Source organism: Pedobacter anseongensis (genome assembly GCF_037482965.1).
GTDB lineage: Bacteria > Bacteroidota > Bacteroidia > Sphingobacteriales > Sphingobacteriaceae > Pedobacter > Pedobacter anseongensis.
Genome location: NZ_JBBHKB010000004.1, coordinates 418,785 through 432,455 on the forward strand (window position 1 = coordinate 418,785; position 13,671 = coordinate 432,455).

The window sequence follows — 13,671 nt, forward strand, 5'->3', positions numbered from 1 at the left end:
ACTTATCTTAACACTTTTTATTAAATTATTAAAAGAAAAAAATGAACTATAGATCTTTCAAAGACGTGAAAATTGCCGATGTAGGGCTTGGTACTTGGCAACTTGGTAGTGCTGAGTGGGGTAATGTTGATGAAGAGGTTGCTTTAAGCATTTTACAAACCTATACCGATGCTGGAGGCAATTTTATCGATACAGCCGACATTTATGGGGGAGGACTAAGTGAAAAGATAATTGGAAAATTTTTAAAAACTTTAAATAAAGAAATTTTCATTGCTACCAAACAAGGTAGAAGAAGTGATGAAAATTATGGATGGCCTCAGAATTTTGATTATGATGCCATGAAACGCCAAGCAGAAAGCTCGCTCGAAAACTTAGGCCAATCGCAATTATTTTTAGAACAGCTTCATTGCATTCCGCCCGATGAAATGCGTTCAGGTAAAGTTTTCGATCATTTACGGAAGCTACAGCAAGAAGGCATAATTCGCTATTTTGGAGCAAGTGTAGAAACTACCGAAGAGGCTTTTATTTGTTTAGAACAGGAAGGTTTAGCATCGCTGCAAATCATATTTAATCTGTTTAGGCAACATGTGGCTGATGAATTATTTGAAAAAGCTGCCGAAAAAGGAGTGGCCTTGATTGTACGCGTACCTTTGGCGAGTGGGTTGTTAAGTGGGAAATTTAAGCAAGAAACTACATTTGGTACTAAAGACCATCGAAATTTTAATGCCGACGGACAATCGTTCAACGCTGGTGAAACATTTTCGGGTGTTCAATTTAAGGAGGGCATCCGTTTAACGAAGCAGATACAACATTTACTTCCCGATGAACGCACTGCACAATGGGCATTACGATGGATATTGGATCATCCACAGGTAACCACGGTAATTCCAGGTGCTTCAAAAATTAGTCAAGTAGCTAGCAATGTTGAGGCGTCGAATTTACCCAGCTTGGCCTTTGGAACTCACCAAGCGCTACGAAAATTATATAACGAAGAGATAAAGAATCAGATTAGAGGTCATTATTAACCAAAAAAAGCTAAAAAAACAGTTAGATGCATATTGATCACACTACTTTTCGCACTAATCATCTCGAACAAACGCGAGATTTTTTAATCGCAATTTTCGAATTGGTTGAGGGACCACGACCAGCAACGATTGCAGCTGCTGTAGATGGGTATTGGTTATATCACAATAATTGGCCTTTAATTCACATTATCCAAAGTCAGCCTACAATGCAGGATCGGCAAGATGACGCTGCCGAAGCGATTGATCACACGGCTTTCGTATTGAAAAATTACGATAGTTTCAAGCAAAAGCTGATTGATTTAAACATCCAATTTTCGGTTATGGATGTACCTGAGCTAAGCATCAGAAGAATATTTTTGCGAACGCCGAGGGGCATATTAATCGAAACTATTTTTAAAGATCTTGAAGGATAGGATATTAACCTTTTTAATGGTTACATTCATTGTAGAAGGTTCGAGAATAATCTGTGTAGCGCCTTTTGCATAAGATAATCTCGCAACGGTAGGCAATGAAAGTATTCCTTTAAAAGTAAAATTTCCTTCATTAAGCAGGCTGCTATCTTTTTTCCAGCTTCTGCTCGATTAATAGCTTATACATTAAAGTCGTTTAACCTTACGAAATGTTGCTTCGTTTTCTACTATTTATTATTGGCTAGTTCAATTTAACATTGAAGTGTGTATACGAAGTAAATCCTAAAAAAGTATTATCATTGGGCAACGCTAAAGGAGCTTGTAATTCTCTTAGGGCTTTAAGTGTGGGTGTTTTATAATAATTATACGCAACTTCTGTACCTGGAAATACCGGACTGGTAGTAGAACAATAATTACATCCCGTCCGGTCGTATGCATTCTTCATAAAATTATACCCTAAACTTATCAAATTGTTCCCATAGGTATAAATTGAAACGTCGCCTTGAATTCTAGCTAATTCTGCAGCATAGGTAAATCCAGTTAATGAGTATTGAAAGTGTACACAATCTTTTCGATCGCACAACTCGTCGATGGTTCCATCAACACTAATTACTATTGGAAGATACTTCTTTATATAATTTACACCTTCGTCATATATTGTTTTAGTATTCAGAAAAATACCAATCGTCATTTTAGCATAGCCAGCAGAAACGTTCCAATTATTGTTATACACAGGAGTTTTGTTGATGGTAACAAGCAATTTAGTTAAATAACTTTCAAATTTAGTAATATCAGCTGTTAGCCAGCCCGATGAAGCGCCTTTGGGCTTATAGTAACGCATAATTTCTGCTGCTGCAACCATAGTAGGTGTAGTCCACGATGCTTCTAAAGAAGGTTGATTTGGATTGGTAGGACTAGTTGGATTTACCAATAAATCGTATGCTTGAAATGCAGATGCCCAACCATTCAAAATAGCAATAGTTTGCTTTGCAAAATTAGAGTCGCCCGTTGCGGCCCATCGTAGAGCAGTTGCATAGGCTAATTCAGCATTTTGCCTAATTTGGTCTTTCGACGGTGTGGTAGCTCCATTTGAGCCTACAATTACTATGGAAGGGAACGAAGTAGGATATCGACTGGCAACATTGGTGTAGTCTAGTATTTTTTTAAAGGCATTTGAACGTTCGGCATTGTTTGCCTCAATTTCGGCTGCAATGAGATCTAAACTGCTTTTGGTAGTTAAGATGCTAGGGTGAACAAAATCAAATGTAGAAGAAGTTGCGGGTAAAACTATTGTTGGGATAGGCGTTATTTTAGTTTCGGTTACTTTCTTTTTACAGGTGATAAAACTAAAGGGTAGGGCTAAAATCGCAATGCAAAAGTGCAATTTCGAAAACTTGGTTACGTACATATCAATTGGTTTTATATAAGGTTAGCCTAAATATAGCGTAATAATAAATGAGATAACAAATTTATTTAAGCATAACATATTGATATATAGATTGTTATAAACTTTTTTTATACGGTTAATTCGCATTCTTGTTAAAAGCTAATTGGCTGATAAATTGCGTATTAGGCTTCACTTAAAAAGAGACAATTATACGCTTAAAGCGCAATCGCATTTGTAAATAAATGAAGCAGTGAAAAATAGAAATTAACAATACCTTACATTTTCAGTAAAGTTTTAACTTCATTTTTTCGTTGTTTGGAGATCGGGATTCTTTGACTATCCCCATCAATAATTAAATAGCCTGCATCCTCATTTAGTATACTTTTCACATGTACTTTGTTTACCAAGTGAGACTGGTGACATCGTATAAACCCATACGGACTTAATAATTCATCATATTCATACAAAGGTTTAGAAATTAAATGTGTTAATCCGCTAGTTAAATAAAATGTAGTGTAATTGTTTGAAGATTCGCACCTCAATATATCTTTAACGGGTACTAAATAAGTTTCTTTCAGTGTAGCCAAGGCTATTTTTTGATGATCATCTATTTGCTTTTTATCCAATAATCGAAGTAGATTGTCAACTCGTGCGTTTTGTTTTTTAACTTTATTAGATTTTTCGATTCTTTCGATTGTACTTTTAAGTTCGTTTATATTGATTGGTTTTAATAGATAATCTAATGCCGAAAATTTGATGGCCATAATGCCATAGCTATCATATGCAGTTACAAAAACAACATCAAATTCAGGTTCATGAAATGATCTTAACAAATCGAAGCCATTCTTTCCGGGCATTTCAATATCTAGAAATACTACATCAGGTTTAAATTCAAGAATTAAGTTACGGGCTTCATCGGCACTAGTAGCTGTTGCTATAATATCAATTTGTGGGCAGTGCCGAACAACTAATGCTTTTAAATTACTGATATTGATGAGCTCATCGTCAACTAAAATGGCAGTGATCATAGGCTGTTATGAAATGTTAAAATGGCTTCAGTTCCATTATCTTTATTGAATCTTAATACAATGTTTTGTTCTTTTTTCATTTTATTAATCGTATGTATTCTTTCTTCAGTTAAAGAAATGCCATAACCTTTACTTACGACATTATTTACCCATGTTCCATTATCTTTAATTACAATTACATAGGTATCTTTTTTATCACCTGTCTTACATTTAATAAGTAATTTCCCACGATCTGCTAAATTACCAATTCCATGTTTAATAGCGTTTTCGATAAGTGGCTGTAGCAACAAGGTTGGAATTTCAATTGTACTTGGATTTAAATCGGCTGAAAGTTCTATTTCCCAAGAAAAATTAAATCGAAAGGCTTCTAACTTAATATACAATCGCATCATTTCCAATTCTTGATCTAAAGTGGTATAAACTTGTTTACTGGCTGCTAAGGTTTTCCTTAACAAAGCACTAAATTCTTCTAAATATTGGTTAGCCTCATCAATACGATTGGTGTTCATTAACCCTTGAATAGAACTCAAAGCATTAAAGGTAAAATGCGGATTAAGAAGCGACTGCAATCTAATGGCAGCCTGTTCTAGGTTCTGCTGTTCCTTTCTCGAAATGTTGATTCTTTTTTTAAAGGATCTGGCTAATAACAAAACACCCATTGCCATTAAAATAATCAAAAAGCTAACATACGTAATTGGAGATTGATACCAATAAGGTTTTACATGGATATAAATTACGGCCGTACTTTCCTTTTGATTTGTATAATTAAGCCGAAGTACGTAATCGGTATTTTCTTCAAAGTTTAAGTCTTTAATATTGTATTTATTTACTCCTTGTTGCGATCGCTTTGTGCGTAGGTTCTGCAATGAATATTCTACTTCCATACCTTCAAAATCGTTAGGCTGGATGAATTCTATTCTAATTTTTTCATTAGGTGATAAACTAAATTCACCATTTCCCCCATCTGTTTTAGAAGTGAGAAAATGATGATTATCTTCCTTGTAACAGTCTATTTTCGGATAAAGTAATGGACGTTGAAGAATATACCTAATTAAAATTCTATTCGTATTGATTTCAAATAAATCAATAAAAAATTCAGTTCCGGGAAAAAGATAAATAGGGCCATTAAATGGATTTTCGATTATTTTTTCTTCTTTTTTACTTATGAAATAGGCCCGAAAACCAATACCTTCTTTTATTCTTAGCGCTTTTGTAGCCCTAATATTTACGTAACCACCAACAGTTAGCACCCTAACTAATTTTTTTTGATGAAATGTCTTTATCGGACCGCTATTTGTTCCGGCTGCTGTAAAATCAAAATATGCAACCTGTTGCTGAGCTTGCAAATTAAATATAGGTAGTGATAGGGATAATGTAAGGACAATACAGTGAGCCGAGCGGGATATAAAACGAATGAACTTTGATTTCATGATTACTGCTAATATACTGTTTTAAACACTAATTATTGGGCTTCAGTTATCGAGATCATGGCTGTTAGCTCATTAATCAATTCGCTATCCGTTGAAAAACCTTCGGTAGCAAAGCGAAGATTGCCCTTTTTATCGATAACCATTTTTGCGGGGATACCCTTTACGTTGTAAGCGGCAACTACCGGGAATATTTTTGGGTTTTTTGGATTTGGTTTATCTATTAATACATGTATTGGGAAATTATTTTGCTTTACATATGCTTTAACCCGAGCTTCTGCATCAGCACCGATCTCTTGGGTAGCTATAAATAAAAAGACAACTTCTGGATGATGCTCCATCATTTTTTTCATGGCCGGCATTGCTGCAATGCACGGAGCACACCACGTTGCCCAGAAATCGAGCACTACTACCTTACCTTTAAAATCAATAAGGCTGGCAAGTTTCCCATTTAAGTCGGATAAAGTAAAGTTTGGTGCTTCGGTATTTTCGATCATTTTTTTAGCAACTTCAATTTTATAGATTTTGGCGGTATTTCGCTGTAAAGAATCCAAAAATATAGTTGATTTTTTCGGCCCTAATTTCGCTACAAGTAAATTTTTTAACTGCGCATTCATTTTTAAGCTCGATTTGCCTATACTTGCCATTTTTAGAAGTAGGCTACATGCTTTTTCTGTTTGTCCGGCACCAGTTAAAAGTTCGGTATACAATTCAACAGACGGTTGCATTAGTTCTTCAATGTCTTTACCTTCGATTGCTTTTTCTTCATAAAATAAAGCTTTTACATCATTATTAAGCAGGTGAAGTGCCTTTGCATAAGTTTCATAATAGGGATACGCCGCCATTTTCATAAACCTAGACCAGTCTGCTAACGGGAATGTGCTTGGCTTTGCAGTTGGATCATCTTTATAAGATTCGTATGCCAATACTGTTTTTTGAGCTATAATTGCAGCCGTTTTCAAATGGGTTTGTTTGCGCAGCAATTCATCGGCCGCCATATTCATATATGAGGTTTGATTAAACTTGTTTTTGATACGCTTGATATAGTTTTCAAATTCGTTAAAAGCTCCCACATTAAGATAGGAAAGAGCGACCTGTCCTTTCAACACGTCAATTTCCTCTACGTTTTTTAGCGTATCTAATTTATATTCTTTAATGATGCTAAACATAGTAGCCACATTTTTTTCAGGAACTTGCTCTTTATTCATTTCTTGGATACGTTTGGACATCGTATTTACTTCTTGAGCACCAGCCAAAAAATGGCTAAAAAGTATGAACACCAGGATTAAATTTTTTATTGTTTTCATATTCTAGTTGATTTAAAATCAAAAATAATACGCTTCAGCTACAAGAAATAGGTAGAATGTGAACATGGTAGATATGGATGTGAATTTTAAATAGACGTTTATTGGTTGACATCTGATTTAAAACATAATCTGTTGTGACCACCATCATCTCATTATCCGTTTTGGCATGGCATCTTTACATCTATTTACTTCCCAAAACGATAATGCAATGAAAAAAATAGTATTAATAGCGGTGTTGGCTTTGTTTTCCAGTAGCCTATTTGGTCAAGAAGTTCTTGATACTGCCGCCAGGACTGACCAATATGGAAGAAGAGTGGATAGAACCCCTCTGATAACTGAAAATCGTGATGGAATATTGGTCTTCGAGTCAAAAGATCAAACGTATAGATTGTGGTTCGATATTCGTGTGCAAACAGATGGGCAAATAACGCTTGGTAAAACTATGAATCCGATTGGCAACGGGGTAACTATTCGCCGTGCTCGATTTGCAGCTAAAGCTAATCTTGGTAAAAATTGGTATGGCGAACTTGATCTCAATGCTGCCAACGGCGTATTGGAACTTGAAGATGCTTATCTCAGCTATAACTTTTTAAATGGATTTATAACGCGGGTGGGCAATTACAAGGAAAGGTTCTCTATGTCTGAGACTGCTTCTTCTCGATATCTTAATTTTATGGAACGCGGTATGGTAGTTACTACTTTTGCTCCATCCCGTCATATCGGATGGGAAGGTGCATATAACGGAAAACGGTTTTTTGCATCAGCTGGAGTTTTCTTTCAGGAAGTAAAGGATCAGGAAACTCAAACCTATATTGAAGATAACAATAAAGATTTTGGAAGAGATCAAGGCATTTCGCTTACCGGAAAATTCGTTTTTCAACCGTTTGGAGAAAATAGGGATTATGGATTACATTTAGCTTATGCCTACTCATACCGCCAACCAAAAACCGATGTCGATCCTTCAGAATATGGCGGTATTCGTTACAATACCCGTTCAATCAGTAATATCAACCGCAAAAAGTATCTGGATACAGATGTGATTCCTTATTTCAGAAATCAGCTACTAAGTAATATCGAGATGGCTGTCTATTATAAAGGTTTTGCAGTACAAGCAGAGCTGATTAATAACCGTACGCAACGAAAAAATGATCTCGAAGCGCTGAATTTCGGAGGTTATTACGTTCAGGCTGTTTACATGCTGTTTGGTGGCAGGCAGGTATATAATAAATCGGAAGGAGAATTTACCCAACCAGACAGGGGGAAAAAGTGGGGCGATATTGAACTGGCACTGCGATATGATTTTGTCGATCTAAATGATAAAACTGTTTATGGAGGATCTGCAGAGGCATTTACCAGTGGTCTAAATTTTTATGCATCAAGAAACATAAAATTCCAGTTCAATTTAAGTAGCATAAATCATGATAGGTATGCGAGTGGAAAAAACAAGCTATATGTGGGTAAGGACCTTACTGGGGAATTAACTAAAGATCCCAAAAAGGTGGCAACAGCTGCAGGAAAAGCGGGAGAAGACTACAAACAGCTAGGTATCCGCTTCGAAATTAATTTTTAAAATCATACATTTCTAAACCATAAATCATGAAACCTAATAATTTATACGCTGTATTGTTGCTCCTGATGATGATCTTTACCTCATGTGTAAAAGATGAGGTTTACAATGGAGCTGCTGATATAGAGAAGGTATCGTTCCTTCCAGAAAGTCCAAAATCTACTGACAATGTGGTGATAACCGCTAGAGTAACTGATCTAAAGGAGGTTTTATCTGTGAAAATATTTTACAGAACCTCATCTACCGGAACATTCACCTCACTAGCAGCGGTTGCTTCGGGATTTCTTTACAACGCAACCATCCCTGCTTTGCCAATGGGAACAAAAGTTGAATATTATGTTGAAGCTAAAAATAGTGGGGGTTTTACTACAGTGTATCCATCAACAGCACCCAACCAACTTGCAAATTATACCGTTGGTGCTTCTAATGTGATTAAGCTCTACATTAACGAGGTTTTTGCAGATGGCACTAAAGATGCCACAGATCCTGATTGGGTAGAAATATATAATGGTTCCGATATACCTATCGATTTAAGTGGTTACGCTTTTTACGACGATGGTATTAAAACTTCGGGAGGTGCTAAGCCTAAACGTATCCTCAATGCTGGCGCGGTTATTCAAGCTAAAGGTTTTTTGGTTTTAAAAACTGAATATACGGGAGGCGAATATGCAGTTGAGTTTGGTTTAAGTACTTCTGGAGATGGGGCATATCTCGAAAATACCAGCGGCGAAATTGTTGCTTCATTGGATTTTCTTACTATAAATCTTTCCGGTAAGAAATCATACGGCCGTCAGCCAGACGGATCTTCCACTTTGGCTATTTTTAATACACCAACAAAAGGAACTTCAAATAATTAGCGACATTGCGTAAGCCGCTGAAAATTTAGAGGTTTATGTTTATTCAAATTGAAAATTCAAATGAGCAGAAAAGAATTTAAAATTGAAGATTATCCAGAATTGAGATTTGAATTTCGTGCATTTGGTCAAGACTTTGATATTTCGGCTAAACGAATGGCTCGCCTTTCGATACCTGTTCCAGAAAGCGAATGGGAAAGGAAAAGTGAGGAAGTCTATATCTTATCTCGCGAAAATGATCTTTGCAATGTAAAGATCCGGGAGGGTAAGATAGATATAAAATCTTTTGTTAAATCTGTAGATGGACTTGAACAATGGTGCCCTGTAATGAAAGCTCAATTTCCGATAGCTGATTTAAGATTAATAAATGATGTGTTTAAGGCGCTGTCTGTAAAAACACCCGAACTTGATCAACCGATCTATAGTTGCGATGATTTTATTGCTTTGGTGAGTTTACACTCATCTCTGCAAGCTGTAAGTGTACATAAACAGAGATCAAGTTATAATGTAAATAATACAATTTGTGAAATAGCTACGGTCTTTATTAATGGAGCAAAAATTTTAACTATAAGTTCAGAATCTACTAAAATAGAGGATATTAAGGCAACAATTGAAGATATTGGATTAGGTAGCGTTGAGAACGTGAATTATATTAAGGCAATAAAAAGGATAATCGGCATGAATAATCAACTATTAACACATTCAACATGAGCCAAGAAATAGAAAGAAAGTTTTTAGTCAATTCCGATATTTTTAAAAAAGAAGCTGTTGAAGAAATACGCATCAAACAGGGGTACTTATCATCCGTTCCCGAATGTACAGTGCGGGTTCGTATTAAAGGCTCATCAGGTTTTCTTACGATAAAAGGTATTGGAAACGATTCGGGGGTATCGAGATATGAGTGGGAAATAGAAATTCCCTTAGCAGAAGCAGAACAATTATTAAAAATCTGTGAGCCTGGGGTTATTGATAAAACTCGTTTTCAAGTAAATGCAAAGCCACGCTATAAGTTTGAGGTAGACGAATTTTATGGAGAAAATCAAGGTCTTGTAATTGCTGAAATAGAACTTGAGGCTGAAGATGATTATTTTGAAAGACCTTTGTGGCTAGGTGCAGAAGTAACGGGTGATCAAAAATATTATAATGCGATGTTAATCAAAAAACCATTTATGAAATGGTAATTCAATAGCGATGAAAACTAAAACGCCTACAGATATCGAAGAAATCATCGATCCTTTGGATATGAACAATTATCGAGTTGAACTATTCAAAACTACTGAAAAAGTTGGTTTCGAAAGGTGGATGAAGATATTCGGTTTACCAGCGGCAATTGTATCCTTTATTTTTATCTATTATTTTGCAAATATTTCTTATCTCAATCATGCTAAAGCCGATGTACTTCAATCAGGTGGCTTACAACGGTTAAAAGAATTGGGGGCTATTAAATTTAGTCACATTAATTATGCGATGTTGGCAATTTTTGCCTCGGCCATTATTTTATGGATAACTGAAGCTATTCCAAATTACCTCACTTCATTGATGGTAATCCTCGCAATGGTACTCACTGGGGTTACGTCGGAAGAAGTAGCATATGCGCAATTAGGGCATCCGGTAATGTGGCTGAATATTTTATCATTTATACTTGCTAGCATGTTGGTAACCACTCATGTAGCTAAGCGGTTTGCTTTATGGTTTGTTATACGGTTTGGCAAGAACGCTACAGGAATTTTTTTCAGCTTTATCGTAATCAATCTTGTCTTATCCATTTTCATTTCTGCTACTACGGCCAAAGCCACTATTCTTTTGCCGATTTTTATGGTTATTGCAGCCATTTATGGAGCTGGTGCAACTCATCGAAATAATTTCGGGAGAAACATCGTGCTTCAAAATCTGTATCAGATCACTGTAGGTGCTAGCGGCTTTATTACTGGTTCTGGCGCTAATTTGTTGGCGGGTTCGATTATTGCCGGAGCATTAGGTAGGAAGTTCTTTGGCTTCCAAGATTGGTTTATTGCTGCGTTTCCACTTTCGATCATTCTGATTATAACGGGGTGGTTTTTTGGGACAAAGCTAATCTTTCCGATGAAGTTAAGCGAACAAACACCACAGATTGCTGGCGGGATGGAGCGATTGCGAAAGGAATATAAACTCATGGGTAAAATGACCACTAATGAATACAAATCCATCGCCATATTTGTTGTTGTTCTGGTCTTGTGGGCTACAGATAAACAACATGGTATATCTCAAACTGCTGTTGCATTAATGGGTGCTATTGTAGCGCTGCTCCCTAAAGTAGGTGTGGTAAAATGGAATGACGTTGATATACCCTGGCATTTAATGATATTTTCGGCGGGTGCCTATGCGTTGGGTATTGGGCTCGATACAACAGATCTTCCTGCCAGTATGATCGACGCATTATTTACTCATTTTAATATTACAAAAACAACCCCGTTTTGGATTTTATATCTAGGGCTCACTTTTGTGATGCTTTTTAGCGCAGTACTGTTTCAGTCTAAAACCACAAGAGCGCTGATCTTCGTTCCAATGGCTATTGGTATTGCACAGAAATTTGGCTACCCAATAATGAGTTTGGCCTTTCCCGTTGCGCTGCTTATTGAACACGTGTATGTACTTCCTTTTAACAGCAAGCCTGCAATATTACTTTATTCTACTAATCAATATAGTATGGTTGATTCGTTTAAATATGGAATTATAATGATGTTTATCGCCTGGATAATGATCATCATCTGGGGAATGACCTTACTTCGCTATTTACATTATACACCTAATGGGGTGTTTTTCTAAGGGCCACTTGGAACCTTACCTTGTTGCAGGAATTATTGATCCAGCATGTCTATGTACATGTATTGTGTTATGATGACCCTCAGATTTTTGTATGATGGTAATCATGACTAAAGCGCTATGAACCGCATAATTTTGAGAATAAAACGAATGGTATAGAAAGTAAGGTCATATTATGGATCCATTAAATTGGTTGCTTGTATTAATTGTTTGTTCGATTATTTTTGATGTGTTCAATGGCTTTAATGACAGTGCAAATATAACTGCAACGATTATTTCTTCTCATTCTATGAGTGTGAAAACCGCCCTTGGAATTGCCATGATTGCAGGTTTTGCAGGACCATTTATCTTTGGTTTTGCGGTTGCTAAAACGATTGCAAGTGATATTGTAGTTGCTCAATATATAAGTACTCCGGTATTGGCAGCCGCACTAACCAGTGCTACGGTATGGAGCCTTATTACCTGGGCTTATGGCATACCTTCAAGTTCCTCGCATGCCTTGATAGGGGGGCTAATAGGGGCTGTTATGATAGGTAGCGGTATGAAAGTGCTACTTTTGGGTGGCATTATTAAAGTCTGTATAGCTTTACTTTTTTCACCTGCCGCTGGGTTGTTTTTTGGCTGGATAACCATAAAGATAATGTATCGGCTGTTGAAGAACGCCACACCAGGGATAAATTATTTTTTTAAGTTAGGCCAAATTCCTACTGCGATTATACTTGCCGCAAGCAATGGAGCAAATGATTCACAAAAAACAATGGGGATTATTACACTCGGATTGATGAGTGCTGGATATCAAGACCACTTTTTCGTCCCTTTATGGGTAGTATTGGTATGTGCCGGCGCTAAAAGTATCGGGTCATTAGTGGGTGGTTGGAGGCTTATACGTAGAATGGGGGCGGGTTTTTATAAAATAAAGCCCCTTCATAGCTTTACCTCACAATTAGCATCCTCAACTGTTATCACCTTGTCGTCGATACTTGGTGGGCCTGTGAGCACCACCCAGGTGGTAAGCATGTCTATTGTGGGAGCAGGTGCCGGGGAAAGATTGTCGAAGGTAAGATGGCTGGCACTGAAAGACATTTTTTTATCATGGATATTAACCATCCCGTTCACTGTCGTATTTGCTGTTCCAGTTTATTTACTTTTAAAATTCTTCTTTTTATAGACCATAATTATGGGATTATTTAGCACAAACACAACAGAAAATAGCTTCATTTCACAACTGAAACTGCAAGCAGAGAAAACCATAGGATGTGTGGATTTTCTGGAACGGAACATGAGCAAGGCTGATGATAACATCATTAAAAAAAGCAAACTGCTGATCGATGAGATCATCGATATTAAAATGCTTTTGATGGATGATCTTCACAATACATTTATTACCCCTATAGATAGGGAAGATATTTATAATATTTCTGTTTGCTTATTCGAAATGGCAAAGTATGCAGAGACTACATTGGAGGAGATTTATTTTCTTAAGGTTACTCCGGATTCGTTTATTCTTGAAATGGTAGAAAAAGTAAATGCAGAAGCAACGGAACTATTAAACGCCATTACAAGGTTGATGAAAAATCCGAGAATTGCTTATGAGCATGTATTAAATGTATCGAAGCTTGAAACAAAGGTTGACAGATTATATAGAGATGCCATAAAAGTATTGTTTGAAGATAAGGACAAACTAGCAGACAACCTGCAGAGGGTATTAAAACTTAGAGAGGTATACCGGCACATTTCAAACATGTCTGACAGAGCTGATGCTGCTGCTGATGCATTAGGTATGGCCATAATTAAATTATCATAGACTCCCGGGCGGATCTAACTTATATTTATGAGCAAGCTGGCTGAAGAAATGACAAACTTA

General features: G+C 36.5%; 13 protein-coding genes and 1 pseudogene. 9 read left to right on the forward strand and 5 right to left on the reverse strand.

The genetic code is table 11. The annotated features are described in order from the left end of the window. Positions 1-41: 41 nt before the first annotated feature. Together WG904_RS15915 and WG904_RS15920 are read left to right on the forward strand one after the other, a co-directional pair. The gene (locus WG904_RS15915; RefSeq protein WP_339580325.1) at positions 42-1,025 is read left to right on the forward strand and encodes an aldo/keto reductase; all 984 of its coding nucleotides are present in this window, start codon (positions 42-44) and stop codon (positions 1,023-1,025) included. Positions 1,026-1,051: 26 nt separating this feature from the next. Further along, positions 1,052-1,438, forward strand: a complete 387-nt coding sequence (locus WG904_RS15920) for a VOC family protein (protein WP_339580326.1) — start codon at positions 1,052-1,054, stop codon at positions 1,436-1,438. Here WG904_RS15920 and WG904_RS19660 read toward each other — a convergent pair. From WG904_RS19660 to WG904_RS15940, 5 genes and pseudogenes are all read right to left on the reverse strand, one after another. After that, positions 1,403-1,579, reverse strand: a pseudogene (locus tag WG904_RS19660) (hypothetical protein); the annotation flags it as partial. The gene WG904_RS15920 and the pseudogene WG904_RS19660 overlap by 36 nt on opposite strands. Positions 1,580-1,676: 97 nt before the next feature. Beyond that, positions 1,677-2,843, reverse strand: a complete 1,167-nt coding sequence (locus WG904_RS15925) for an alginate lyase family protein (RefSeq protein ID WP_339580327.1) — start codon at positions 2,841-2,843, stop codon at positions 1,677-1,679. Positions 2,844-3,097: 254 nt separating this feature from the next. Continuing rightward, a complete protein-coding gene (locus WG904_RS15930) occupies positions 3,098-3,850 on the reverse strand; it encodes a LytR/AlgR family response regulator transcription factor (protein ID WP_339580328.1) in 753 nt (250 codons plus the stop codon). Continuing rightward, positions 3,847-5,280 carry a sensor histidine kinase gene (locus tag WG904_RS15935; RefSeq protein WP_339580329.1) on the reverse strand — a complete coding sequence of 478 codons (1,434 nt, stop codon included), beginning with the start codon at positions 5,278-5,280 and terminating at the stop codon, positions 3,847-3,849. Before WG904_RS15935 ends, WG904_RS15930 begins: the two co-directional genes overlap by 4 nt. A 32-nt stretch (positions 5,281-5,312) precedes the next feature. After that, positions 5,313-6,584, reverse strand: coding sequence for a TlpA family protein disulfide reductase (locus tag WG904_RS15940; RefSeq protein ID WP_339580330.1), 1,272 nt, complete (start codon positions 6,582-6,584; stop codon positions 5,313-5,315). Positions 6,585-6,750: 166 nt separating this feature from the next. On the opposite strand from WG904_RS15940, the gene WG904_RS15945 reads away from it, so the two are divergent. The 7 genes from WG904_RS15945 to WG904_RS15975 all read left to right on the forward strand — a co-directional run bounded on the left by WG904_RS15945 (position 6,751) and on the right by WG904_RS15975 (position 13,611). Continuing rightward, complete coding sequence (locus tag WG904_RS15945) at positions 6,751-8,154, forward strand: OprO/OprP family phosphate-selective porin (protein WP_339580331.1); 1,404 nt, start codon at positions 6,751-6,753, stop codon at positions 8,152-8,154. 26 nt (positions 8,155-8,180) lie between these two features. Next, positions 8,181-9,008 carry a lamin tail domain-containing protein gene (locus WG904_RS15950; protein ID WP_339580332.1) on the forward strand — a complete coding sequence of 276 codons (828 nt, stop codon included), beginning with the start codon at positions 8,181-8,183 and terminating at the stop codon, positions 9,006-9,008. A gap of 60 nt (positions 9,009-9,068) precedes the next feature. Beyond that, positions 9,069-9,716 (forward strand): hypothetical protein, encoded by a 648-nt coding sequence (locus WG904_RS15955; RefSeq protein WP_339580333.1) that lies wholly within the window; start codon positions 9,069-9,071, stop codon positions 9,714-9,716. Beyond that, on the forward strand, positions 9,713-10,186 hold the full coding sequence (locus WG904_RS15960) for a CYTH domain-containing protein (RefSeq protein WP_339580334.1): 474 nt from the start codon (positions 9,713-9,715) through the stop codon (positions 10,184-10,186). The genes WG904_RS15955 and WG904_RS15960 overlap by 4 nt, the downstream gene beginning before the upstream one ends. Positions 10,187-10,196: 10 nt before the next feature. Then, a complete protein-coding gene (locus tag WG904_RS15965) occupies positions 10,197-11,810 on the forward strand; it encodes an SLC13 family permease (protein ID WP_339580335.1) in 1,614 nt (537 codons plus the stop codon). A 172-nt stretch (positions 11,811-11,982) separates the two neighbouring features. Then, positions 11,983-12,975, forward strand: a complete 993-nt coding sequence (locus WG904_RS15970; RefSeq protein WP_339580336.1) for an inorganic phosphate transporter — start codon at positions 11,983-11,985, stop codon at positions 12,973-12,975. Positions 12,976-12,984: 9 nt separating this feature from the next. Next, complete coding sequence (locus WG904_RS15975; protein ID WP_339580337.1) at positions 12,985-13,611, forward strand: DUF47 domain-containing protein; 627 nt, start codon at positions 12,985-12,987, stop codon at positions 13,609-13,611. Positions 13,612-13,671 lie beyond the last annotated feature (60 nt).